Source organism: Flavobacterium sp. GT3R68, assembly GCF_007109225.1.
GTDB lineage: Bacteria > Bacteroidota > Bacteroidia > Flavobacteriales > Flavobacteriaceae > Flavobacterium.
Window position 1 is genome coordinate 153,794 of the sequence record NZ_VJZK01000001.1, and the last position, 23,365, is coordinate 177,158.

27 protein-coding genes are annotated in these 23,365 nt (G+C 39.6%); 2 read left to right on the forward strand and 25 right to left on the reverse strand.

Annotation, left to right across the window (positions count from 1 at the left end; all coding sequences use genetic code 11):
• Positions 1–39: 39 nt before the first annotated feature.
• From FNW07_RS00685 to hutH, 23 genes are all read right to left on the reverse strand, one after another.
• Entirely contained in the window at positions 40–669 is a 630-nt protein-coding gene (locus FNW07_RS00685) for an outer membrane lipoprotein carrier protein LolA (RefSeq protein ID WP_126743279.1), read from the reverse strand.
• The gene (locus tag FNW07_RS00690; protein ID WP_126743278.1) at positions 659–1,435 is read right to left on the reverse strand and encodes a polysaccharide deacetylase family protein; all 777 of its coding nucleotides are present in this window, start codon (positions 1,433–1,435) and stop codon (positions 659–661) included. Before FNW07_RS00690 ends, FNW07_RS00685 begins: the two co-directional genes overlap by 11 nt.
• Positions 1,429–2,490 carry a beta-ketoacyl synthase N-terminal-like domain-containing protein gene (locus FNW07_RS00695; RefSeq protein WP_126743277.1) on the reverse strand — a complete coding sequence of 354 codons (1,062 nt, stop codon included), beginning with the start codon at positions 2,488–2,490 and terminating at the stop codon, positions 1,429–1,431. The genes FNW07_RS00690 and FNW07_RS00695 overlap by 7 nt, the downstream gene beginning before the upstream one ends.
• The gene (locus FNW07_RS00700) at positions 2,490–3,686 is read right to left on the reverse strand and encodes a beta-ketoacyl synthase (RefSeq protein WP_126743276.1); all 1,197 of its coding nucleotides are present in this window, start codon (positions 3,684–3,686) and stop codon (positions 2,490–2,492) included. The genes FNW07_RS00695 and FNW07_RS00700 overlap by 1 nt, the downstream gene beginning before the upstream one ends.
• A 9-nt stretch (positions 3,687–3,695) precedes the next feature.
• Positions 3,696–3,953, reverse strand: a complete 258-nt coding sequence (locus FNW07_RS00705) for a phosphopantetheine-binding protein (RefSeq protein ID WP_126743275.1) — start codon at positions 3,951–3,953, stop codon at positions 3,696–3,698.
• 1 nt (position 3,954) lies between these two features.
• A complete protein-coding gene (locus tag FNW07_RS00710) occupies positions 3,955–4,569 on the reverse strand; it encodes a 3-oxoacyl-ACP synthase (protein WP_126743274.1) in 615 nt (204 codons plus the stop codon).
• A gap of 2 nt (positions 4,570–4,571) precedes the next feature.
• A complete protein-coding gene (locus tag FNW07_RS00715) occupies positions 4,572–5,711 on the reverse strand; it encodes a beta-ketoacyl synthase N-terminal-like domain-containing protein (RefSeq protein WP_126743273.1) in 1,140 nt (379 codons plus the stop codon).
• Positions 5,712–5,717: 6 nt separating this feature from the next.
• Positions 5,718–6,167 (reverse strand): thioesterase family protein, encoded by a 450-nt coding sequence (locus FNW07_RS00720; protein ID WP_126743272.1) that lies wholly within the window; start codon positions 6,165–6,167, stop codon positions 5,718–5,720.
• The gene (locus FNW07_RS00725) at positions 6,142–7,428 is read right to left on the reverse strand and encodes an ABC transporter permease (protein WP_255512712.1); all 1,287 of its coding nucleotides are present in this window, start codon (positions 7,426–7,428) and stop codon (positions 6,142–6,144) included. Before FNW07_RS00725 ends, FNW07_RS00720 begins: the two co-directional genes overlap by 26 nt.
• Positions 7,418–8,173, reverse strand: a complete 756-nt coding sequence (locus FNW07_RS00730) for an ABC transporter ATP-binding protein (RefSeq protein WP_126743270.1) — start codon at positions 8,171–8,173, stop codon at positions 7,418–7,420. Before FNW07_RS00730 ends, FNW07_RS00725 begins: the two co-directional genes overlap by 11 nt.
• 5 nt (positions 8,174–8,178) lie before the next feature.
• Positions 8,179–9,174 (reverse strand): BtrH N-terminal domain-containing protein, encoded by a 996-nt coding sequence (locus FNW07_RS00735; RefSeq protein WP_126743269.1) that lies wholly within the window; start codon positions 9,172–9,174, stop codon positions 8,179–8,181.
• Between the two features lie 90 nt (positions 9,175–9,264).
• Positions 9,265–9,669, reverse strand: coding sequence for a hypothetical protein (locus FNW07_RS00740; RefSeq protein ID WP_126743268.1), 405 nt, complete (start codon positions 9,667–9,669; stop codon positions 9,265–9,267).
• Entirely contained in the window at positions 9,669–10,130 is a 462-nt protein-coding gene (locus FNW07_RS00745; RefSeq protein ID WP_126743267.1) for an ABC transporter permease, read from the reverse strand. The genes FNW07_RS00740 and FNW07_RS00745 overlap by 1 nt, the downstream gene beginning before the upstream one ends.
• 2 nt (positions 10,131–10,132) lie before the next feature.
• Complete coding sequence (locus tag FNW07_RS00750; RefSeq protein ID WP_126743266.1) at positions 10,133–10,570, reverse strand: hypothetical protein; 438 nt, start codon at positions 10,568–10,570, stop codon at positions 10,133–10,135.
• Positions 10,571–11,704: a beta-ketoacyl-ACP synthase III gene (locus FNW07_RS00755; protein ID WP_126743265.1), complete on the reverse strand. Its 1,134-nt coding sequence runs from the start codon at positions 11,702–11,704 to the stop codon at positions 10,571–10,573.
• Positions 11,705–11,725: 21 nt separating this feature from the next.
• Positions 11,726–12,628 (reverse strand): dialkylrecorsinol condensing enzyme DarA, encoded by a 903-nt coding sequence (locus FNW07_RS00760; protein ID WP_126743264.1) that lies wholly within the window; start codon positions 12,626–12,628, stop codon positions 11,726–11,728.
• Positions 12,629–12,688: 60 nt separating this feature from the next.
• Positions 12,689–14,344 carry an NAD(P)/FAD-dependent oxidoreductase gene (locus FNW07_RS00765; RefSeq protein WP_126743263.1) on the reverse strand — a complete coding sequence of 552 codons (1,656 nt, stop codon included), beginning with the start codon at positions 14,342–14,344 and terminating at the stop codon, positions 12,689–12,691.
• 54 nt (positions 14,345–14,398) lie between these two features.
• Entirely contained in the window at positions 14,399–15,280 is an 882-nt protein-coding gene (locus FNW07_RS00770; protein ID WP_126743262.1) for a lipid A biosynthesis acyltransferase, read from the reverse strand.
• 4 nt (positions 15,281–15,284) lie between these two features.
• Complete coding sequence (locus FNW07_RS00775; RefSeq protein ID WP_126743261.1) at positions 15,285–15,536, reverse strand: acyl carrier protein; 252 nt, start codon at positions 15,534–15,536, stop codon at positions 15,285–15,287.
• Positions 15,537–15,545: 9 nt separating this feature from the next.
• Entirely contained in the window at positions 15,546–16,766 is a 1,221-nt protein-coding gene (locus tag FNW07_RS00780; protein WP_126743260.1) for a beta-ketoacyl synthase, read from the reverse strand.
• Between the two features lie 15 nt (positions 16,767–16,781).
• A complete protein-coding gene (gene fabG / locus FNW07_RS00785) occupies positions 16,782–17,513 on the reverse strand; it encodes a 3-oxoacyl-ACP reductase FabG (protein ID WP_126743259.1) in 732 nt (243 codons plus the stop codon).
• 36 nt (positions 17,514–17,549) lie between these two features.
• Positions 17,550–18,662: a WG repeat-containing protein gene (locus tag FNW07_RS00790; protein ID WP_126743258.1), complete on the reverse strand. Its 1,113-nt coding sequence runs from the start codon at positions 18,660–18,662 to the stop codon at positions 17,550–17,552.
• A gap of 11 nt (positions 18,663–18,673) precedes the next feature.
• Positions 18,674–20,200, reverse strand: coding sequence for a histidine ammonia-lyase (hutH, locus tag FNW07_RS00795; RefSeq protein ID WP_126743257.1), 1,527 nt, complete (start codon positions 20,198–20,200; stop codon positions 18,674–18,676).
• A gap of 113 nt (positions 20,201–20,313) precedes the next feature.
• Between hutH and FNW07_RS00800 the strand changes: the two genes are divergently transcribed.
• Positions 20,314–21,573, forward strand: coding sequence for an NAD(P)/FAD-dependent oxidoreductase (locus FNW07_RS00800; protein ID WP_126743256.1), 1,260 nt, complete (start codon positions 20,314–20,316; stop codon positions 21,571–21,573).
• 17 nt (positions 21,574–21,590) lie between these two features.
• Here FNW07_RS00800 and FNW07_RS00805 read toward each other — a convergent pair whose 3' ends face one another.
• A complete protein-coding gene (locus tag FNW07_RS00805) occupies positions 21,591–22,184 on the reverse strand; it encodes a hypothetical protein (RefSeq protein WP_126743255.1) in 594 nt (197 codons plus the stop codon).
• Between the two features lie 119 nt (positions 22,185–22,303).
• Between FNW07_RS00805 and FNW07_RS00810 the strand changes: the two genes are divergently transcribed.
• Positions 22,304–23,071, forward strand: coding sequence for an enoyl-CoA hydratase/isomerase family protein (locus tag FNW07_RS00810; protein WP_126743254.1), 768 nt, complete (start codon positions 22,304–22,306; stop codon positions 23,069–23,071).
• Positions 23,072–23,137: 66 nt separating this feature from the next.
• Here FNW07_RS00810 and FNW07_RS00815 read toward each other — a convergent pair whose 3' ends face one another.
• Positions 23,138–23,353: a hypothetical protein gene (locus FNW07_RS00815; protein ID WP_126743253.1), complete on the reverse strand. Its 216-nt coding sequence runs from the start codon at positions 23,351–23,353 to the stop codon at positions 23,138–23,140.
• Positions 23,354–23,365: the final 12 nt, after the last annotated feature.

A 23,365-nucleotide genomic window follows, 5' to 3' on the forward strand; every position in this document is an offset into this window, starting at 1 on the left:
TTATAAGACTTGCATGAAAAAAACAAAGTCGAAAAAACACTAATTAGTAAAAGCCGAATCGTCAATTTTTGCATTGATTACTTTATTTTTGAAAACAATACGCGTAAAATCATTGGATGGTTCAATCAATTTAACCTGAGAAACCGTCGCGTCCTGAATCGGAAAATACAGATCCACCTGCTTGATGTATTTTTTAATGGCAGCGGTTTTAGGGCTTAATTTGGTAATATAAAATTCTTTGGTTTTAAAATAGGCGATTACAAATTCCTTGTCATCAAACATATTCCCACTGACACTCCCTATTATTAATTTGTTGATTTTTTCAAACATTTTACTGTTTCCCGCATCGACGGTATTTTTTTTGCCCTGATCGTTGATGTACACTTTATTGTTTTTAAACACAATACTGTACTGATAGGGTTTGGTGTATTGCCAATTCAAAAGATTGGGAGTTTTAAACATCATTTTTCCGGAGGTTTCAATGTCTTTGGCCAGAAAATCCAAATGTTTGTACTGAATAAAATCCGTTTTAAGCGATTTAATGTTTTTAGTATCCTTTTCGACTGTGGCTTTGAAATCGGCAATTTCACTGGCAGACATTTTCTGCTCCTGCGAAAAAACAGTAGTCATTGCACAAAGAAACAACGCGAGTAACATTCTAATCTTCATATGCGGGAGTTTTTAATAATTGCTCGGTGGAAATCACCCCGTAATTTTCTAATTGCAAAAATAGCAATAACCGTTCCAATACGTTCACACTTTTTTGAGAAGTATCATGCATCAGGATAATTCCGCCGGGAACGAGCTTCTTTTTTATCCTGGACAAAATTTGATTTTCATCTTCGGTAACGGTATCAAGCGAACGGATATTCCAACCGATAATCTTGGACTTCTGCCCATGGACTGCCCGGCTGAGATTGGGTGTGGTCACGCCAAAAGGAGGACGGAAAAACAACACTTTCTTGCCGGATATTTTTTCGATAATGGCATTTGTTTTCGAAATTTCATCTTCCACTTCGTCTGCAGAAAGAAAACCGAAAGATGTAGTATGCGAATAACTGTGATTCCCTACCAAATGTCCTTCACGGATAATTCGTCTGAAAATCTCCGGATATTTTTCAATTTGTGAACCAATGCAGAAGAAGGTCGCCTTTACACCGGATTGTTGCAAGAGATCCAATATTTTTTCGGTCATGGGATGTGGTCCATCGTCAAACGTGAGTGCCACTTTTTTTTGTTTTTCCAGTGGATTGTTGCAATAGGTTTTCACAAAGTAACCCAGCCGGATATCAAAAGATCCCCAAGCTATAAAACCAAGCCATAGTAGTACAACGACCAGAAACAGCCACCAATTTACTTCCGAAAAAAAACTAAAAACGGATAATAAAGCCAGTAGCGAAGCACACAAAAACGTTATGTTTTTATGCTTTAGCATTTTTTAAGTACAATTAAACTATGGTCTTTGCCTTGGTATTGATTGTATAGAAGAATTGTGCGGTACTTTTCCTTTTCCAGCGTATTCATTTTCAACACTTTCGGAATTTCCTGGTTCTTCAATATTTTTGAGGCAACCCAAAAACCGAAAGCCGAAACCGTATTGTATTCTCCGCTCAGATGCTTGTAATAGATTTGTGGGGTATCATTAAACATCTTTCCCGCGATGTCATAATAGTGGTCAAATTGCATATCGCCGTTGTTACCCAGGACAATGGCATCGATGTTTTCAATTTTTAAATTATTAGAATTTAAAAAGGTACTGATATGATTTTTAAGCTGGTCCGGTTGCACAGCATTGATTATAGAAACTACTTCAACTGAAGCATACGAACTCTCTTTTTTTTCTTTTTCCAAAACAAAAAAACTGGCTCCTTCACTAAAAACCGCTCCTCGTGAATTGGGGTTTAATACCGAAAACGGCTGATCTTCTTCTTTCTTGATGATATTGACGAGTTTAAGTAAGGACGCGGTATATTGTCCCAATTCGTCGATTCCACCTACTAATATGGAGTTGGTTTCGTTATTTTCGATTTGCATTTTGGCATCTAATAAGGCCGTTTCAAAAGAAACAGCACCATTAACATACGTGAAATTATAGCCTTTGCATTGCAGTCCCAAAGCGATTTGGGCGCCTACGGTATTGTGCGTCGATTGAATAAATGATGTCGGGGTTAGAAATTGCTCGTCGTTGTCTAAAATCGCTTTCAGAAATTTCTCTGAGTCCTCGACACAGCCCATACCGCTTCCGGTAATGATTGCTTCCGGCAGTTCGAGATGTGCTTCTTTTAATGCCTGGTGAGAGGCTGCAATTCCCATTTTTACGCCTTTGGCCATTCTGCGGCTTGCTGCAGGTGGGACAAATTCTTTATAGGAAGGTTCCTTTGCGGGAAGCATGTTTTCAGTCTCATTGAGACTAATGTCCTCCAAGAACTCCGTGTCAAATGTATTCTGGGCCGAAATACATCCTGCGCCATTGATATAAACAGTCTCCATTAGTTTTTCGAGAATATAACGGTGGAACAATTCCCTCCAAATCCAAACGAATTGGACAAGACATGCTGGATGGATTTTTCTTTTAAGATGGTCTGAGGCAATAAATCGAATTCTTCCATCGGGGTTTTAAAATTCAATGTCGGAAATACCAAATTGTGTTGCAATGCCAAAACGCTGTACACGGCTTCTATTGCTGCGGCTGCCGCCAAAGTATGACCGGTAAACGCCTTCGTTGAACTGAATTCAGGCATATTGTCCTCAAAAATCCGCAACATGGCGCGACCTTCCGATAAATCATTATTGGGTGTTGCCGTTCCGTGCGCGTTGATATAATCGATGTCTTTCGGCTCCAAATCCGCAGTCCGAAGCGCTTTCTGCATCGCTAAAAAGGCACCTTCTCCATTTTCTGAAGAAGCGGTCTGATGGAACGCATCGTTTGCATTGCCAAAGCCGGACACGTATGCCAATACTTTTTTATTTTCTTTCTGAACCAATTCATCGGATTCTAAAACCAAAAAGGCTGCTGCCTCACCCAGATTCAGTCCTTTCCGATTGTTATCGAATGGGGTATTATCAGTATCAGATAAAATCATCAGTGTTTTGAAGCCATTGATGGTAAATTTTGCCAATGCATCGGTTCCACCTACAATAACTCTATCCAATTGTCCGGACTGTATCAGTCTCGCACCCAGCATGATCGAATTGGCCGCCGAGGAACAAGCTGTGCTTACGGTAGTGACCAATCCTTGTAATCCTAATTGTTGGGCTATTTTATGGGTTACATCTCCGGCGTCGTGGCTGCTGATGTATTTTCGACAGGCTTCCCCTTTAAAATAATCATAATAGTACCTCTCCGTCATGTCCATTCCCGCTACGCTAGTAGCCGAAATCAATCCGGTTGGATACGCATTTATATTTTTAATTCCTGCATTTTCAACTGCTTGCTTGGCAGCAATGGCGCCCAGCATCGCGGTTCTTGAGAAGTTATTATCCGGCATAAGGCCTAGAATTTGCTCTAACTGGTAGTTGGTGAGTTTAATTTCACCCACTTTAATGGCATTTGCATGAAGGGTTTCCAGATTTTCAATAGTCGAAATCCCGGCCTTCCCATTCACTAACGCATTAAAATTCTCTTCGACGGTATTCCCTATCGAAGAAATGATTCCCATTCCTGTTATTGCAACTTTTTTACCCATGTATCCAAATTATTTCGTTCGGTGCGTTGTAATGTATTGAGCCATCGTTTCAATAGATTCAAAAATTGCTTTTCCTTCTTTCGGATCAGTCAATTTTATCCCATAATCTTTGTCCAATAAAACAATCAGTTCCAGTGCATCGATTGAATCCAAGCCTAAACCATCGCCAAAAAGCGCATCGTTATCCTGAATCTCTTCCACAGAGATATCTTCTAAATTTAAAACTTCTACGATTTTTGATTTTAATTCTGACTTTAAAGCTTCCATGTTATTTATTATATAATGTATTTATAATCTGTTTGTTATGTTCTAAAGCGCCTTCCTGTTCTACCAGATAAACTATCGCCTTGTATTTTTCCTGATAATATTCTACCCAGCCACAAAGCACTTTTTGGGCTTTTTTAGTTTCCAGAAGACTTTCCGCATATTGGGTCATGAAGGTAGTGTCAAATTGGTCAAAGACAAAAAAGGCATTCTCGGATTGCAGATGATGTTTGATACTGATTTCGCCAATGCAAATGTTTGGCAAGGTATAAACAAAAACCGCAGGACTTGGGAAATAATCGTCTTTATTGGCAATGGAATTTTGGTGTCTTACATCGGTATCCAAACTCGAGGACCGATTGGCAAAAACCAACGCAATATCATTTTCCTCAGTGGCTTTAACCACATTTTTCAGAATCAGTTCCGCGGTCAAAAATGCCAATTTGCTCAAATTATCCATTTTGAAAAATTTAGGATAATCCAGATCAAAGTTTTTATATACACTTTTTATAAATTCCGGATAAGGTGCTCCTTCCATTTCGAACAGCTTCTCGCCATTGATGGAAACAGCATTGTTTTCAATGATGCAATGATGAGATATATAATTTTTGCTGTCCAAATTTAATTTACTTTTTCAAATAAAACTGCCGTATTACAACCTCCAAAACCAGATGCTGTTTTTAGAAAGTATCTGATTTCTGTTTCCTGATTTTTCTCTATAATATTTATCGGTTGGGACACGCCGCTTTTTTTATAGCCTTTGGACGGAATCAACTGATTTTGTGTCGCACAGGCTATGGCAATAACGGTTTCAAGCAATCCGGATGTACCTAATGTGTGTCCGTAATACCCTTTCAGACTATTCATTGGAACATTCTGTAATCCCAATCTGTTAAAGGCAATCGCTTCCATTTCATCATTGAAGAGCGTAGCGGTGCCATGGGCAGAGATATAATCAATTTTAGTCGAGTCGATATTGGCTTCCCGGAAAGCACTTTCGATGCTTCGTAACAGGCCTTCACCTGTGCGAGATGGCCCTGAGATATGATTGGCATCATTAATAGCGCCATCGCCAATGACTTTTATGGCGCCACTTTTTACCGCTTTCGTATCCGAGGTCATATACACTGCAGCGGTCGCTTCTCCAAGAGTCACGCCGTTCCGGTCCTTGTCGTAAGGTTTACATGGCAATTCGCTCATTGCCTGAAAGGAATTAAATCCGGACAGAACAAATGCGGATAATTCGTCACCCGCAACAATAAAGGCATCATCATAGGCTCCTGATTGTATCATCCGCTTGGCAACTGCAATGGCCAATATACCCGAAACACAGGCATTCGAAACCACAATGGGTTGCGTAGTAAATCCAAAAAATAAACTTACTTTTTTGGCTAAAGCCGATAAATGAGCCGCTTCAATGGGATTTTTTTGATTTTCCAGTGCACTGATATTTCCTTTTGTCGTGGACAAAATAAAAGCCGTTCTTGGAGTAATCTTATGTTTTGCTACCAATGGCGATAAGGCCAACAGCAGCATTTTTTCTAATTTAGTAAAATCCGATTTAGTGGAAATTTTAGCAAAAGCAGCTTTCAATGCTACGGAATTGACAATAGCCGAATAAAATGATTGGTTCAGCATGCGGGAGTTTTTATGCAGCTGAATTCCGGAACGCCCTTTGGAAAGTGCCTCCATATTCGAAACCACATCAAACCCTAAGGGTGTGATACAATTACTGTCGGTGATAAAAACTTCCTTTTGCATTCCCTTTTATTTTAGCAAGCCTACTTTTCGTTTCCAATCCTCAAAAAAAGGAGGCAAATTCAATATTAAATCGCCTTTGGCATCGACAAAAACCTGAACAGTTTCGCCGGTACAGGCTATTTCGTTTTTAGCATCAAAAATTTTATACCTGAAAATCATTTTAGCTGCCGGACTATCCACGATGGTCGTTTCTATACGGGCAACATCACCGTATCGCAGCGATAATTTATGCTCACAGGACGATTTTACAATCGGTGTGGTGTACCCATGATGGTTGACATCCAGATAAGAAAGTCCATGTTCCCGTCCAAAGGCTTCCCGCCCATCTTCGAAATAAGTGATATAATAGCCATGCCAGACGATGCCGAGCGGATCGGTTTCATTAAAACGCACCCGTATTTCATGGGTTACTGATAATTGCGTGGCTTCGTTATACTGCTCTTTTCTTTTTATCATAAATTATGGCAATGCTGATTGTAATTATAAAGAACAAAAGTAATAAATTTATCTCTGGAAGGATATCGAGGAAAGTTCCGTTTCGCAAAAGGACATCATAAAAGGCACTCAGACCCCAATTCATAGGAGAAATCTGCGAAACATACTGCATGATTTTTGGCATTGCAAAAACGGGGACCCAGACACCTCCAACGGCTGCTAAGATAACCACGGCTGTCGAACCAAAAGGAGCGGCTTGTTCCTGTGTTTTGGCTATAGTTCCGATAAGGATTCCAAAACCTATTGCGGCCAATCCCGAAAAGAGAGCCACAACGCTCATCAACAACAATTTTCCATCCACATCTAAAACGGGCAGGCTTAAATGCGGAAATATATAAACTCCCACGGCGACCATCAGGAAAAACTGAATTATACAGATGATTAAATAGGTGAACGTTTTTGCGGCAATTATCAGCGCAGGCGAAACCGGATTCGTAATCAGACGGATCATCGTGCCTTGTTGTTTTTCTTTTACAATATTGATGGAAAGCGGCACCACGATGAAAAATATGGCAAATAATGCCCATGCCGGGACATTATGCTGAACCGAATTAGGGACGATTTCCTTATTATCTACCGTTGGAACAATTTCCTTGAAAGTGATAAAGTCTTCCTGTTCGAAAACCGGTTGGTCATCCTCACCCATCTGATCCTGAAAAGTCGCATAAATCGATTGGGTTTCAATCTGCGAAATCATTTTGTCAATGGAACTTTTCACCCCATTTTTGAAAGTAATTTGCGTGGCCGGATCGAAGTATAGCTTTACTTCTTTGGGACCAATTATTACTTTTTCTTTGGGAATACTTGTCAAATCGGCCAAGCCAAAACCGCTCATTATTTTATCGACGTTCTGGTTGACCTTTAACTGCAGATCGCTGCTTATTTTAGCCGGAATGATAATCGCCAATTGGAATTCGCCTTTGAAAACGGCCTCTTTAGCTGTTTCTTCGGTAATATCTTTGCCCGCAATTTTAGTCACGACACTAAAAGAGCCGCTTTGGATTAAGTTCTGCTTTACATTTTTAGAGATTTCCCCGTTATCATTATCAACAAACAAAACCGGAATTTTGCTCTCAGAAATCAGCTTGAAGGTATTATCCTGAATCAGTGTAATGGTAATGATTAAAATCAGTGGCATAATGAACAGAATAATCAATCCGCCAAAGTCCCTTTTCAGCAAAAGCATTTCTTTGTATACCGACATGAAAAATTTATACATCATCCCTAAGTTCTTTACCGGTTAATGAAATAAATACCTCTTCCAAATTACTGGCCATTGGCGTGGCTGAAATCAAACCTTGCGGTGTGCCTTCAGCATGGATTTTCCCGCCATCGATGATTGCAATTTTGGTACAAAAATCTTCTGCTTCGGTCAAATGATGCGACGTGTAAATTATAGTCGTTCCACTTTCATTTAGTGCTTTCAAATATTCTATGATGACGTTTTTTGACTGAACATCAACCCCTACTGTGGGTTCATCCAGAAACAATATAATCGGTTGGTGCAATATTCCTGCAATCAGGTTCACGCGACGTTTCATTCCGCCCGAAAAGGTCTCTATTTTTTTATCGGCAAATTTTAAAAGTCCCAAATGATCTAAAGCTTCGTCTATTTTTGTCCGCAAAGCTTTCCCTCTTAATCCGTACATACTTCCGAAATACAACAGGTTTTCGCGTGCGGTCAAAGTTGGATACAGGGCATATTCCTGAGGAACGATGCCGATAATTTTTTTGAGAGTGTTCGCTTTTTTACCGAACGAAAGCCCATCAATTGTAAAATTCCCTGAAGTGGGTTTTATCAATCCGCAAAGCATCGAAATCAACGTTGTTTTTCCAGCGCCGTTAGGCCCCAGTAATCCGAAAATTTCTTTCTCCTCTATTACTAAATTCAGGTTGTTGACAGAGAAATCGTCTGCCTCCTTATACTTTTTATAAAGTTGGTTGATCTGGATTATGGATTTACTCATTTGGTTTAGATTGCTTTTTTTAATTTTTTGAAAAAGGCTTCCTCTAAATCTGCAATTCTAGTAAGTTCATCTGCCAATGCGTTATAGACATCAGTTTGATTGCTTCTCTTTTTGTACACGCGAGCGACATTGACTGCAAAATCACGCCACAAATCACCAATCGAAGTCATCTCTGCGGAAAGATCTTTTAGTTGATCATTTTTTAATATCACTGACGCTTCCTGCAAAAATGCGGCATAGATAAAACGGAAGCCTGCACCGCCCGTACCTATTTCTTCCTGCATTCGGATCAATTGTGCAAGATAATGATTGGCTTTTTTCACTCCGTGTTTGACGGGCCATTTACGGATTTGGCGCGCCACAAACCGGATGCCCCGTACCCCGACAATCGGTACGGGAGCAAGCATGTCGTTACAGGTATTTTTGATTCCTTTTTTGATGGCAGTTTCCCAATCCAGGTTTTTTGGAATTTCAACAGGGTAATACATTTGGCCTTTAGGGGCAAAAGCACCTTTGGCAAAACGCACTTTATCCAGTTCGTTTTCGGTCAAACTGGTAACGGTTTCCATTACAGGGTCGCTGATAAGGAAGTTGTTGTCATTTTTTCCGTAGACCACCAAATTATGGGCATTGAAATGGAAACGGTATTCGTCCGGAAAATAGGTCAAATTATAAACCCCGACCTGTAATCCTGTTGGTATGTTGTTTTTCAGGTTTTCCTCTAAAGCTTTTTGTGCCTTTTGGTTATCCGAAAATTTAATTCGTTTTACTTTAATCCCCAACCGTTTTGCCATTCGGTTAAAAATTGTCCCAGGCATTGGGCGGTAACTGATTGCAGGAGCATGATTGACTTTGATGAACGGCAGATAGACAAAGAAAAGTCCGGAGCCGATACCAAAAACCATTGGTTCACTAATATTAATTCCCTGATGCTTCAAAAGGTTGGAAGCCACGCCATTTTCACAATGCGCCGATTGATGATGAATAAAATTAGTTTTCATATGTATTTTATATTTTAAATATGGAATATGTTATACGCCATGTGGTACCTTTTCCTTGATTATTGAATTTGGTTTAACCTGGCTATTTCATTATTCTCCTTTAAAATTCTTTAGTTCTGCAGTCGTAATTTGGAAGGCTTCGGCATATTTCTTTAAAACACCCTCATTTAATGTCTTGAATACGGAAGGTTTTCCGTGTCTTTTTACACGCCATTTCCACATGCCCACATAACTCGATAAAATATTCCAGTCCATTTTATGCAATTCCATAAAGTAGACAATCGGGCTTGCCAATCCCTGTTTAACTTCGTTTTTAGCCTGTTCGATCCGCTCGATTATGTCTTGGATAGAGTTATTCAAAGCAATCGTTTTGGGTTCCCAACCGGTACTCAAAGCGGTTGTATATTCGCCGTTTTCATCGGTTGCATAACACAATTCTTTCATGTCACTTTTTGAGAGATTGCCTTTGTCCTGAGGTACTTCTTCTTTCTTCATTATTTCGTTTCCTGAATAAATAAGTTAATTTCGGCTTCAAAAAGCACTGCCTCATTATCAAAGATCATACACACCATAGTACAGATACTGTAATCATCGCTGTCAAAGCGGGAATCCAGCGTTGCCGTCGTTTTGATTACTTGTCCTACTTTGGGCAACTGGTGTATTTTTAACTTTTTGATTCCGCTAATGAAACCAATCAGGTTGACATTCTCTTTTTCCTGATTATTTTCGTCCGTATAATATGATTTTCCCACAATTGCCGAACAGGTCTGCGCGGCGTTTTCGATTAGGCCTACTTCGGCAAAAACATTGTTTTCAACAAAAAGTGTGCTTTCCTTAATCTCAAAAATTGTTTTTACAACCCGCTCATTGAGCTCCACGATCACATCCACCAACAACATCGGAGCGCGATGCGGCAGGTAGTTTTGAATCGCTATGGTATTTTCGTACTGTTCCATATTTAGCTGGCCAAAACTGTTTTCATTTGACCGCGGGCAATTTCAACATCATTTACTTTTGACGAAATATCCACCAAAGTCACCCCCATAAACTCATGCAGAATGTTTACTGTAGTTTCTATTTGGTCTCCCAACTTCGGTAATTGAAGAATTTCAATTGTTTTTATCGAACCAATATACCCCGTGGGTGCCGGTTCCTGTTTCAGATAATACTGATAACCGGTATACAATGCGACTGATTGTGCCATATGTTCTATCAGTCCTGCTTCCTGAAAAATAGCTTCCTTCGTAAAAATACTGTCTTCTGAAACAGTCAGGCCGGCCGTTATCTCCTCTTCTGAAAACATCAAAAGCTTATCAACCATTACAAACGGGAATTTTTGCGGAATTAACTGTTCCACAAATGTTTTATCGAGTATTGGCATTGTTTTATATTCCATTTAGCATACTGTTAAATAAGCATGGGCATACGAAAAACGCCCGCTTTCCGGCACTATCAATAAGATCTTTTCGCCTTTTTTCAATTTTCCTGAATTCATCAGTTCCTCTACCATAAGATAAATGGATGCAGATCCTACATTACCCACTCTACTCAGATTCATAAACCATTTTTCTTTCGGGAATGTCATGCCTCTTTGGATCATTGCCTCATAAAATGGGGCTACAAAATAATTGGAGGATACGTGTGGCAGGAAATGATCCACTTCTGAAGGATCAACCTGATGTTTTTCCAACGATATTCTTATGCAGTCGGAACCTTTATCAAGAATATGTTTGTCCAGTGTTTTAACGTCTTGTTTTAACGAAAATACAGATTGTTTTGCCCATTCATTGGGGGCAAAATCACTCCATGGCTTCAGTTCCCCGTTTTCCATTTTATCGCCTCCGGCATACATGCAGGATTCTAATTCATGGGCATAGGAATACGCTTCCATCCATTCAATCCGCAACGAAATTTCGCCTGAAGGTTTGTTTTCCAATAATAATGAGCCGGCGCCATCGGACAACATCCATCTCAGGAAATCTTTTTTAAATGCGATGACCGGTTGTTCTTCCAGCGTTTTAAGATTCTCCACTTCATTTTCGAATTTATCGGCCAGCATCCAGGTAGAGACTCTTTCGGAACCGGTACAGATCGCATTGGCGGTACTTCCGGATTTCACCGAGAGAAAACCAAATTTCAGGGCATTCATTCCCGCACAGCATACTCCGGAAGAAGAATTTAGTTCGACAGAATGATTTTTCATCAATCCGTGAACCATAGCGGCATGTGATGGCAATAGATTATCCGGTGTTGATGTGCCGCACGATAACAATTCGGTATCTTTTCGAGAGAAACTCTCATCGAAAAGCGCTTCAATGGCATTATTCGTTAAATCGGCATTGGTATGAGTTGGCTTCCCGTCTTTATTCAAAGCATAATAACGGGTCTTTATGCCGTTATTTCTTAAAATAAGTCGTCTTGCCTTGGAAGCCACTTCATTTATCTTCCCTAAATAATCTTCCATTTCCTCATTGGAAACAGGTTCATTGGGAAGGTATTTTGCGGCTTTTGTTATATAAACTTCAAACATGTTTTTCATAATAATAAAGCGTTACACGCTTTGATAGTAAGCAATAGCTCTTTTTCTCTTCTCAGATGTAAAAGGATAGGTTATTATATGCAAGATATAGACTATTGGTGAGATTACCCAAATAGCCAACAACAAATAAACATTAAAAGCTTTAAGCCATTTTGCACGGGACTCTTTTTTAGAAATAATAAGACTGGCCCATTTATTGAAAACCATATTTCCTTTTTTATCCGTTTTAATAAGATACTCGCTGACATTCACAGCTCCCTTTCTGACTAATTCAGACTGCAAATCCGAGTAGTCATTCTTTTTGAGGTATCCCAAAATAATCTCTCCAAATCGCGATGCTTCTTGAATGTCTTTCTCAGAAACGCCCGGTTTTGGAAAAATTCCCAAATATTTTCTTTTTACTCCGGTAAACATCCAATCTACTATCGTAATCACACTGATTAAATTGGGAGCCCTGTCTACTAAAACGATATTTCCAACTAAGTTCCCTTTTACATCTCTGAGCAGTTGTTTCACTTTTTCCTGGGCCATAATCCACATGTTTCTGCAACCGATAACGGTAATTACAGGCACATTTTCCATCAATTGCTTTGCGAATTCGCTTTTCAAAAAGGAATTGGCAGGAATAGACGGGGACAAATACCAAACCTGGTAAGCGAAAATAATCAAATCATATTTTTTTGACAAGACCTCATCTGAAGGGGCAATAATTTTCGTGGGAATTTGTAAAAACGACTCCGGAAATGCATCAAAAAAAACTTCCTTTTTCCATGGAAACGGGAAGGGTTTTTCCAACGCAATATCACAAAAAGTTAGGGTAACATCAGAGTCATCAAGGATTGGGTTAGCAATGTTTTTTGCAATTTCTTCTAACTGACCTGATTGGGTGTAATATAGTACTAGAACGTTTTTCATTTAATGTTTGATTCGATCACAAAGATAAAGTAACGTAGATTTTGAACATATTTTTTTTAGTTAATTTACTTTGGTTTCCTTGAAATGTCGTGTTTTATCTTCTCTTTTCTTATGTACAAAATCGCCCCAGGTAGCCTGGTCTTCGGCATCATATATCCGAATTTGCTGATTTGGATCCTGTATCAGTAATTCTTCTGATTTGCAATTTAAAACCCGTGCTGCGGCTTCTATCCCTGAATAGGTTGCCCCGGTCACGCCATGCGATAAAGTGCTGGCACCACAAAGAAACAAATTACTGATTTCGGTTTTATTTTTATATGCAAAAGGCCCTACCTGCCGTAATGTTTTTTCGGTTCCGTATACGTTACCGCGGGTTGTATTTACGTAAAACTGATTTGTTTTTGGCGTCCCTAATTCGGCCTGAACAATGTTTTGTCTGGCGCCCGGAATAATTTTTTCGACACTGTTCAGTAACTTTTCAATGATTCTTGTTTTGAAAGCATCGTATTCCGGACCATGATAATCATCACTATGATTGAAGTCTTTAAAACTGTCATAATCCACATAGGTGACCACTTCAAAATTGTGATATCTTCCGTTGAAACTTATCGGATCTTTTAAAGTAGTGCAGCTCAGGAAAAAGGCTGGGAATTCATCACCTTCAAGGATATTTCCTTTGGTAAGGGTTTCAAAATGTTCATCAATATTCTCGGTTTTGAAATTCCAGATATTCCCGGAATCGATCCCTGCTGCGGTCACATCCATATCCAGCGTCAGAAACAAAATCAAGGAGGTTACCGAATACGTTGTTTTATCGAGTTTCTGTTTTAATTTTTTACTGATATTTTCGGGGCCGATTAATTGGAGGTAAGTCATTGTCGGATCTGCATTTGAAATCACGTTTTTGGCTAAAATTTGAGTTCCATCCGATAATTCCACCCCGAGGACTTTGCTGTTTTGGACTAAAATCCGGGTTACCGATTGTTGTGTCCGTACCAGCCCACCGTAACTTTTTATCTTGTTGGTCATTACTTTAACGATGCCGGCTCCGCCTCCCATTGGATAAAAACCGCCGTCAAAATAATGATTCATAACAGAGCAATGCACCGGGAAACTCGCTTTAGAGGGAGGTAATCCGTGATCGCCACATTGCGCGTTGAGGATTCCTTTTAAGACGGGATCTTTTATATGCCAATCGATGACCCTTTTCAGACTGAATAATGCAAATTTTCCAAAATGTTTGGTTCGGAACGGAACGGTGATGTTTTGCCAAAAGCCTTTAAGTTTAGGGATCAAACTCAATTCATCGCACACCTTCTGAATTAAGTTCAGATATTCTTTTATGTTTTTTTCTTCTTTGGGAAACTGTTCAATTAATCGGTTTTTGAGGTTCTCTATTCCGGCAGGATAATCAAATCTCTGATTGTTAATAATGCAATGATCGTAGGCATTTTTGTTCATCCTAAAAAAAACAAGATCGTTTGCCACACCTAAGCCTTTATACAATTCGCTGGTGGACTGCCCTTCGTCAAGAAGACCAATATAATGAACTCCGGGACTGAAACGCTGGCCGTTTAAGGTAAAACTATGACTCCAGCCTCCGGGAACGGTATGTTGCTCCAGGACCAAAACTTTCTGACCGGCTTTTGCCAGACAAAGGGCCGCTGCTAATCCGCCTGCTCCCGAACCAATGATAATCGTATCAAATTCTTCCATAATTTAATTTGCGTAACGCTAAAATTCGCCTGAATTCGATAAATCTATTTAAATCTATTTTTTCAATTTATTCCAAAAATCGAAATAATTAAACCACTGCAGTGGGTATTTTTTTAATATAGATTCCACACTTTCAATGTACACCCCGAGCAATGCTTTTTCGTCCCGATGTTTCGTGTGTGCTTCCCTTGCGTAAAGATGGTAATGTAAATTGGGTTCTTTCATCACGTACACAAAAACTACAGGTACTTTTAAACGGGATGCAATTAAAAATGGCCCGGCAGGAAAATCTGCTTCCTCACCTAAAATCGGGGATCTCAGACATTTGACTCCCGGAAAATACCGGTCACCGGTAAAACAAATCAGTTCATTGTTTAATAGCGCATTGTTGATATCGTATATATGTGACAAATCATCTTTGACAATGATGAATTTGATTTTTGATTTTTTCGAAATACTTTCCAGGTATTCTTTGATGGAGGTATGTTCATTATCAGTGGTAACCAAATTAATCTGGCAGTCGAAATCAATCTCTCCAAAAAAATATTCAGCAATTTCAAAATTCCCAACATGCGCACTAATCAATATACCACCTTTTTTTTCGGCGAGCAATTTATGCAAAATATCCACTCCATCGAACTCGTAGGTGAATCTATCTCTCATCCCTACAGAAATCGCTGTTCGGTCTATAATCGTCTGCCCATAGGTGTAGTAACTCTTATAAACCATCATCTTCGATTTCAGATAAGAATTCCCCAGCCTGTGATAAAAATAATAAAAAATAGCCCTGTTGCTCTTTCTCAGGAATAAAAAATAATAGGAAGCTACAAAATACAAAACGACATACGACGTTTTTATTCCTAACTTCCTAATACAAAAAATAAATAATTTATAGCCTAGCAGTGTGCCTTTAGACTTTCCGTCCCACTCACTCATGTGGTTATCCCTTAGCTATTATTTTATTTTCAATCAAATCATAAAAATCCTGAAAAGTAGCAATTCCAACAAAATCGGCTTCACCCAGTTTTACTTTGAAGTTCATTTCGACAGTTACCACCAAATCTACATAATCCAGACTGTCTAATCCTAAAGTATCCTTTAAGTTTGCGTCGGGGGCAATGGTATCACCGTCTACTTCAAATTCCTCTACTAAGAAACCGTTGATTGTTTCTATAATTTCTGCTTTATTCATTTTTGAAAATTATACTTTTTTTACTATTAATGCCGAATTGGTCCCCCCGAATCCGAAGGAATTCGACAAAAATATATCAATTTTTTTGTTTATCGTGTTCCGCACCAAATTAATTTTCTTAGAGTCTTCATCCGGATTTTCCAAATTAATGTTGGGCGCTATGAAAGAATGCTGCATCATCAATGTGGAATAAATTACCTCGCTTGCGCCCGCCATCCAACATTCGTGGCCGGTCATTGACTTGGTCGAACTCACCGGAGGGTTGCTTTCGCCAAAAATTTCAAAAATGGCTTTTGCCTCATTGGTATCCCCAACCGGCGTGGAGGTTGCATGGGCATTGATATAATCGATATCCGATGGCTGTAATCCTGCAAAATCCAAAGCACGCTTCATTGCTGTGGCAGGTCCTTCGACATTCGGCGTGGAAATATGTCCGCCATTGGAAGAAAAACCATAGCCAATTACTTCGGCAACAATAGGCGCTCCTCTTTTTACCGCGGACTCGTAGCTTTCTAAAATCAATGTCGCTCCGCCGCCGCTTGGTATCAATCCGTCTCTCGCCGCATCAAAAGGTCGGGAAGCTTTGGTTGGATTCGCTTCGTTAGGTGAAAAAACCCCCAAACCATCAAAACTGCTCATTGCGTATTTATTGATTTCTTGTGCTCCGCCACAAATTACCGTATCCTGCAGTCCATTTTTGATTAAAAAATAACCAAGTCCTATCGAATGTGAACCACTCGCACATGCTGCACTCACGGTAAGATTAATTCCCCGCAATCTGAAAATTGTGGAAAGATTCATCGTTACAGTCGAATTCATCGATTTAAAAATCGCACCGGACCCAATCAGCGCAGTGTCTTTTTTCTCTCTGATAATATCGGTAGCTTCAATCACGGCCATGGAAACACTATCGTTTCCGTACATAATCCCTACTTCATTGTCATCAAAAAAACTTTCATCAATATTCGCATTTTTCAAGGCCTCAATCGTAGCCATATAGGCATATTCTGTTTCTTCACCAATGCTGATGCGTTGTCTTCTGTTTAGTAACTTTTTTAAGTCAGGCCTTGGTACCATTCCCGTTAAGGCAGAGCGGAAGCCAAATTCTTTTCTTTCTTCATCATAGATTATTCCTGATTTGCCTTCATAAAGAGATTCTTTGACCTCTTCGAGTGAAGTTCCAATACAGGAATAAATCCCCATTCCCGTAATTACTACTCTTCTATTCATTTTTATAAAGTAATGTTATGAATATATTCCCCCGTTTATGTTTATGATTTCACCTGTGATATAGCCGGCTTTTTTTGAAACCAGAAAACTCACCAGATCGGCTACTTCTTCGGCTTCGCCAAAACGGTTGGCCGGAACCAGTTTAATTAATTCCTTTTCGTCCAGCTGACTGGTCATATCGGTACGGATGAAACCCGGCGCGACTGCATTTACGGTAATATTCCGTTTTGCCACTTCCTGAGCCAATGCTTTGGTAGCGGCAACAAGAGCGCCTTTTGCAGCTGAGTAATTGGTTTGTCCTGCGGTTCCTTTTACTCCGGAAACCGAAACCATATTAACAATTCGGCCATATTTATTGCGCAGCATTTTTTGTATAAGGAAGTTCGTGACATTAAAGAAACCGTTCAGGCTGGTATTGACTACGTCAGTCCAATCCGACGGTGTCATCCACATGAACAGTCCGTCCTTGGTGATGCCGGCATTATTGACAATAACTTCAACAATAGCCTCCGGATTAGCATCCTGCCACTGCGTCAATACTGTTTTTACCTCATCAAAATCGGCTACGTTGAATTTTATGATTTCTCCGGTCGCTCCTTTTTTAATGACTTCCTCCAGCGTTCTTTCGGCAGCTTCCTTGTTGGATTGGTAATTAATCAAAATATGGTACTGGCTATCTTCGGCTAATTTTTGACAAACCGCACTTCCGATACCTCTGGACCCACCTGTTACTAAAGCACACTTCATATTTATATTTTTTCCTTACCGGTGCAAGGGTTCATTTTATTTTTGAAACAATTCGGCGTTTTCAAACCACTGGTCTCCCAACAGTTTTCCGTCCGGTAATAAAAAACCCCATTCTCCAATGCTGTTTTTCACTCGGGCGACACCGCCGACAAATCCTTTTTCCTGTTTGCTGAAAATGGCAAAACCGGTCGATGTAATTTGAAATTTTTTTGCAATTATTACTTTCCCGCTTTCATTTATGAAGCCCCAATTTTCATCTTTTACAGGTGCGTAACCGTCGGCGCTGAAAATTTCGGCATCATTGTAAGTAGGTTCGACTACCATCTCTCCTTTGCGATTAATATAACCCCATTTTCCTTTTACTGAAACAGGCGCCAGATTATTTGAAAATGCTTTTGCCTTATCGAATTTTGGCTCAATTATCCAATTACCATTTAAATCGATAAAACCTATTTTCTTGTTCTTTTTGGCATAAGTCAACTCTTGTGTGTTGAAATCCCATATTTTATCCACACCTTCCAACGCAGTGAATTTGCCATTGATAACCAGACCAAAAGTTTCTCCTTTTTTTGCCCAGGCAGTATTTTTGTGATAGTTCCCTATGTCATCGTAGATGGCCTCCACGATAACTTTTCCGGTGTTATCGATAATCCCCCATTTATCCTTGTTTACTACTCTTGCATAATTGCCTTCAAACGATTTGATGAGTTGGTAGGTCGGTTCCAAAATAATTTGTCCCTTCGGATTGATTAATCCTATCTTTTCGTTTTGTCGTATAAACGCAACCCCGCTCTCGAAATCAAATACTTTATCCGACGCAGGCGTTTTCACGGTTTCCCCTTTTGAATTGATGTACATCCATTGTCCATTTTTTTCCACAACGCAAATCCCGCTGTTGAAATATTTTGCATTTGAAAATGTAGCCGGAATGGCCCACTCCCCTGTGGTATTGATGAATCCCCACTTGCCATTTTCCTCTGCTGCCGCCAACCCTTCCGAAAAGTTTTTGGCTGTTTTGAATTTAGGTGTAATTGCAAATGATCCGTTTTTTGAGATGTATCCAAATTTACCGTCTTTTCGGACTAAGGCCAATTCTTGAGCCGCAACCAACTGGCAAAGTAATACCAGTAAAATAACTATTTTTTTCATTTTCAATTGAATTATATTGATTCTGCCATTAAGTGCTCTTTCACTTTTTGGATAAAAGGATACATTACCTGATCCTCCTTAAATACAGGGATAATCGCTCTCACCTGATCGTACATTTCTCGGGTCACCGAAGAAATTCGGTCTTTATAATCCAAAGCATCAATTGCCTGAACGATGGTAATCATTTCGATAGCCAGTACTTCAAAAGCATTTTCGATTACTTTTCCGGTGATAACCGCAGCATTGGTTCCCATGCTCACAATATCCTGATTGTCATTGTTATTCGGGATACTGTGCACGTACATCGAATTGGACAGCATTTGGTTTTCGGCAGTGGTGGATGTTGCGGTGAACTGAACGCCCTGCATTCCAAAATTGAATCCCAATACACCCAGATTTACAAATGGAGGCAGGATTTCATTTAATTTAGAATTCAGCAAATAATTCAATTGACGCTCCGCCAACATCGTTAATTTGGTTATCACCAATTTCAATTTGTCCATTTCCAAAGAAATATAATCGCCATGGAAATTACCGCCATGATATACCTGCTGGGTTTTCACATCCACAATCGGATTATCGTTCGCAGAGTTGATTTCGTTTTCCAAAACGGCAGCCACATTTTTTACCGTATCCAGAACAGGTCCTAAAATTTGAGGAACACAACGTAAAGAATAATATTCCTGAACTTTTTCCTTGAAAATATCTTCACTGTTCTCACCGGTATAGAGATGTTCTTCGCGTTTTCTGACCAATTTGCTATCGGTCAGGTTATCACGCATTCTTTGCGCGACTTGTTGTTGGCCAAAATGACGCTTGGTATTGTTTAATTCTGCCGACAAATGATCATCATATGCCTGAACGATTTCGTTGATCGCACAAGAACATTTAATGGACCAATCCAGTAGTTTTTCGGAGTTGTGTACATTCACGATACCAATTCCGGTCATTACCGAAGTACCGTTCATTAATGCCAACCCTTCACGGATTTCAACCTGGATAGGTTGTAGATTTTCTATTTCAAAAACTTCTTTAGTTGCTTTTCTTTCTCCTTTGTAAAAGACTTCTCCTTCGCCTATCAGCACTAAAGCCAAATGGGCCAACTGGACCAAATCCCCACTCGCACCTACACCTCCATGTTCAAAAATTAACGGAGTAATATCTCTGTTAATCAATTCCTTCATTAAATGGATAAGCGAAGGATGTACTCCTGAATTACCCAAAGAAAGCGTGTTCAGACGTGCTAAAATTGCCGATTTAACATTGACCGGGCTTAGTGGTTTTCCGGTTCCTGAGGAATGGCTTCGTATTAAATTGTATTGCAGCTGTAATTGGTGTTCGTCTTTAATGCGGTATTGGGCCATTGGGCCGAATCCGGTATTTACACCATAAATAACTTTATTTCCTGAAAATTCCTTTAAAAAATCGAAGCTTTCGTGAACCCGTCTTTCAACTGTATCGCTGATAACTACTTTCTTTTTTTTGAAAACAATATCCCCAAAATCATTTAAGCTTAAATATTCATTTATTGTACCCATTCAACAGTATCGTTTTTACAGAATTATAAAATTAATTCCGTTTTTTTATTTAAAAATTATGTGGTTAATTTGAACTCGCAAATGTAATACATTCTCCATAACAAAAAGAAAACATGATAAAGGAATTTGTTGATGTACTGATTATCGGCGCAGGTCCTTCGGGATGCGTCTCTTCCTGTTATTTACACAATAATGGCGTCAAGGTAAAAGTGGTCGAAAAAACCAAATTCCCAAGACTGGTCGTAGGCGAAAGCCTAATCCCACGAGTGATGGATCATTTTGATGAAGCGGGTCTGCTTCCTGCCTTGAAAGCGATGAATTTCGAAAAAAAATGGGGAGCACGTTTTATTCGCGGTGAAGAAATATGTGTTTTTGATTTCAGTAAAAAATTTGGCGAAGGCTGGGATTGGACCTGGCAAGTTCCCCGGGCTGACTTTGACAATACGCTGGCACAGGAAACCATCCGTAAAGGAGTTGATTTAGAATTTGAAAGCGAAGTTGTTTCAGTAGCTTTCGAAGGAAAAAATTCAATTACGGTAGTGAAAGATGTAAATGGGGTTGCCAAAGAAATTCACGCCAAATTCATCATTGATTCCAGTGGATATGGCCGGGTTTTACCTCGTTTATTGGATTTGGATACGCCTTCCAAATTAGACCCGCACTCTTCGATTTTTACGCACGTAAACGACATCAATCGTCCTGACGGAGAAGAAGGAACGTTAATTTCGTTCGATATCCTGGAAACCGAAGTTTGGCTGTGGGTAATTCCGTTCTCCAATGGAAATACAAGCCTTGGTGTGGTCGGCCCGACAACATTCATTAATTCTCTTTCAGAAAATAAGGATAACGCCGAAGCATTGAAAAATGCGATTCAGCTGTCTGATTATTATATCAAGCGATTTGGCGGAGTCGAATTCATGTTTGAACCTGTCAAGTTAGAAAACTACTCCCGTTCCGTAAAACAAATGTACGGTGATGGATTTGCGCTGACCGGAAACAGTTCGGAATTTTTAGATCCGGTTTTCTCGTCCGGAGTAGCGTTTGCTACCGAATCAGGTATGCTGGCAGCCAAATTAATCCACAAAGAATTAAATGGCGTAACTGTGGATTGGGAGAAAGATTTTACTGAGTACATGCGCCGGGGGATTGGGGTCTTTACAACTTATGTGAAAGAATGGTACACCGGGAATCTGCAGACTTTGTTTTTTCATCAGCCTGAAAACCCGGAGGTTAAGGAGAAAATATGTGCTGTCTTGGCAGGATATGTCTGGAATCAGGAAAATCCTTTTGTAAAAAAACATGATAATGTCATTAAAAATATGGCGCACCTGATTAATCAGGAAAAAGAGCATAAAACAAAAACCAGCGAATAGCTGGTTTTTGTTTAAAACTATTTCGTTTTGGACTTTAGATCGAAAGCAAACTCTTTGGCCAGTTTGGCATAGGCCTCCGAAATTCGATACCCTGAATTATAATCAAATCCTGCCGCACCGCTTCCTAAAGCTTTATCATACTTGAGTGAAATCAAAACATTTCCCGGATTAGCCGTTTCAAAAACAGTAACAACCGTGTCTAATTTCGACGACGATCTCATTACACCGACATTGTATCCAGGATAAATCCATACAGACTTAACATTTAATGTATAATTTGACGGGGAATTTTTGGCTACCTTTACTGCTCCATTGTCAAATCTTTTATTAAAAGACTCGATAAATTTTGGCTCATACCTTTCTTCCCGATCGGAAAACCATGATTTTTTAAAGTCTTCATCGGTGCCTTTTTCTTCCCTCTTTTTCATCTTATCGGCTAAAAATTCCTCCTCTGTGGCAAATTTGTCCACTTTTAAATTTGAATAATCGAAAGTCAAATTATATTCCGAAATTCCTTTAAGATTTTTAAAATCTCCGGACAAAACAGTCATCTTCTGAGCCATTACAAAAGAGGAAATAAACAATAAACTTAATACTGTGATTTTTTTCATTTTTTTGATATTGAAATTTTACCTTAAAAATATTATTTTATTTTTATAAATGCATTATTTATCAAAAAATACATCTAAAAGAAATCTGCTCTTTTTATCTTTACTTCAAAATTACACCCATGACAACGGACAGACCCAACGGTTCATTATACATTAAAATTGAAAACAAAATCGCAACCCTTGAATTCGGGCATCCGGCAAGCAATTCTTTTCCGGGCGAATTATTACAACGCCTGACGGAAGAATTAAATACATTGAGTACAAATCCCGAAGTCTCTGTAATTGTATTAAAAAGCGAAGGAAATGGGGCTTTTTGTGCCGGTGCTTCTTTTGATGAATTACTTGCCGTCTCCGATTTGGAACAGGGGGCGAAATTCTTTTCGGGTTTTGCCAATGTGATCAATGCGATGCGAAATTGTTCCAAACTCATTGTGGGACGGATACACGGAAAAGCAGTAGGTGGCGGTGTTGGATTGGCAGCTGCCTGCGATTATGCCATGGCGACTGCGGAGAGTGCTGTTAAATTATCGGAGCTGGCCATTGGAATTGGGCCTTTCGTTATTGAACCGGCCGTTTCCCGTAAGATCGGAAAAGCAGCATTGGCCGAAATGACCCTGGCTGCACATGAATGGCAAAATGCCTACTGGGCCAAGGAAAAGGGACTCTATGCGAAAGTTTTTGAAAACGTGACGGAATTAGACCGGGAACTGGATCTTTTCTGTTCCAAATTGGCCTCCTATAATCCGGAAGCATTAGCGGAGATGAAAAAAGTCATTTGGGACGGAACGGAGCATTGGGGGACTTTACTCCCGGAGCGGGCTGCAATCTCAGGCAGACTGGTATTATCTGACTTTACCATTCAGGCATTGACACAATTTAAAAAATAGTTTTTAGAATTTATAAATAAAAAACCCTGTTCGTGCTGAACAGGGTTTTTTTAATGCTAATCTCTTTTATGCTTTTTGTTGTTTAGAATACGTCCGGTATTTATAAAATACAAAAACCAATCCAACCAATATTAAAACCCATAAATAGTCATTTATCGGCGCAGCCGGCTGATCTAATGGATCCGGATCTACGGGATCTCCAAAATCTCCCTGCGCAAAAGATACCACGCTGAACATCAGCGTGAAAAACAGGGTATAAAGGAATGTGATGTACTTTTTCATAATTATAATATA